Source organism: Cohnella laeviribosi DSM 21336 (assembly GCF_000378425.1).
Classification (GTDB): Bacteria; Bacillota; Bacilli; order Paenibacillales; family Paenibacillaceae; genus Cohnella; species Cohnella laeviribosi.
The window spans coordinates 1-1,988 of record NZ_KB899893.1; the positions used below are offsets into that span (position 1 = coordinate 1).

The 1,988-nt window shown below is 51.3% G+C and carries 1 protein-coding gene; it reads right to left on the reverse strand.

The annotated features are described in order from the left end of the window. Window positions 1-490: 490 nt before the first annotated feature. On the reverse strand, window positions 491-1,786 hold the full coding sequence (locus F560_RS0121965) for an IS110 family RNA-guided transposase (protein ID WP_019004814.1): 1,296 nt from the start codon (window positions 1,784-1,786) through the stop codon (window positions 491-493). Window positions 1,787-1,988: the final 202 nt, after the last annotated feature.

Here is a 1,988-nt window from a genome sequence, read left to right on the forward strand (position 1 = left end):
GGGCCGCTGCCTGCAGCCGCCGGGGCGGCTTCTTGACGAACGCCGCCGTTCGGCTGAAGAGCGGCTTCCGCCGAATTTGTCATTTTACTTCCTCCCACTATTATTTAATGTTTTCTCGCGTTTTCTCACTCGTTCTTAGATTTTCAACCATCGACCATCCTGAAAGATGGATAAGTCATGTAGCTATGACATAATTTTCTGGAGGAGCCGGAGGCGGGAATAGAGGTTGGGACGCTGTTCCCAATCTATGGATGAGTCGTATGACCGCACTCTGGATATCCACTCTATTCCCCCGACGGCTTACCCTCCCATGTCACGCTGGGTCTTAGCCCTTACATTCCTTCGTTCTGCCTCTCGAGGTGTGGACGCCGTTTCCTTGCTCCTTTACTGGGTCGTTGCCCTTATGGAAATAGATCCTACGGCTGCTCCGTGCTTCAATTGTCGTTGGTTTATTTCAAGTTCTGTGTGAGAAACGTGAAAATGGTTTGAATTAAGCTGCCATCTGTAACTGGGCCTGACGTACCGGCCCCAGAACATCGGATGGCTGGTACGGAATGCGTTTGGTGCCTAGCGTGTACAATACTCGGATTAATTTACCACAGAGCGCCACAATGGATTGCTTCTTTTTCAGCGGGTTGTGACTTCGCTTCGTGAAGTACTGGTGCAACGCCTTAAACTCGGCGTTCTTCGTCACCATCGGCATCACCGCTCGGAACAACAAAGCCCGAAGCCTGGATCTGCCACGCTTTGTAATCGTCGATTTGCCTTTCTTCTTGCCAGAGCTGTTTTCTTTTAGATTTAAGCCAGCGAGCCGAATAATCTGCTGGCCGTGGTCGTAACCACTAAGGTCCCCGACTTCAGCCAGGAAGCCGGCGAGCGTCACGATGGCAACACCAGGGATGGTCAGCATTTCTTTCGTTCCCGGAATTTGAGCTAACAAACGCTCCACTTCCATCATGATGTCCTCAAGCTGCTTGGCGAACATCTCGTATTGCTCCAGAAGAGTCTTCAGCTCGATTTTCGCTGCTGCCAGTCCTTGTTTAAGGCCGATGGAGGTTCTCGCCGTTTCAAGCAACTGCGACGCTCGTTTGGGACCGACGGCGCGCTTTACGTCTTCTTTCCAACGACGCACGATTGCGCCCACACCTAGCGCCACAATCTCGCTCGGAGTCGGGAATTCACTCAGCGTAATCAGCGAAGCCTTGCCCTCCCAGTCCTTAAACACCTGGCCATACTCCGGAAAGAAGCGGTCTAACCAATTCTGAATGCGGCGCTGGACTTGGCCGAAGTTAACCATGACCTTCTCCCGAAGATTCATCAGGATCCGAAGATCTGCGTAGACGTTCATCGGCAATTTAGGCTCGCTGTATTTCCCACCCCGCACCAGATCGGCGATAACCTTGGCGTCTTTGTAATCGTTCTTGGTCGGTGAGTTGTCCTCAAGCTCTTTGCTCTTGTTTACGTGATGTGGGTTAACAACGACGACTCTTACGCCTTCACGCTGCAGATATTCAGCCAGTGGAAACCAGTAGTGTCCGGTGGGCTCGATCCCCAAGACGATTTCCGTCTTGTGATGTCGCCGCTGAAGCTCCTTCATCCACGTTACAAGTTTCGTTAAGCCTTGATGATCATTGCCGAACACGCAGTCTTTACCGAGCTCGATTCCGCGGAAATCGACGGCTCTGGCGACATGTGTTTTCTTGGCAATGTCGGCCCCGACAACAAGAGTTGATTCGGTAATTTGTTGAATTCGTTGATTCTGTTTCCTGGCGTGTTTATACTTCATTGTAGAGTGCCTCCTGCGCTGGGATTTGTTCTTTGGTCGGAACGTTCCCCAGTATACAGAAGGTACTTTTTTCATTCAAACCTCGAATTCATTCATTACAGGAATGGCTCCTATCCCTTATAGCTGTCCTTCCATCGAAGCAGCCGCCATTCGAGCAAGCGCAAAAGCGAATCCGTCAGCAGCCCCAATGCGGCGAAAAGGA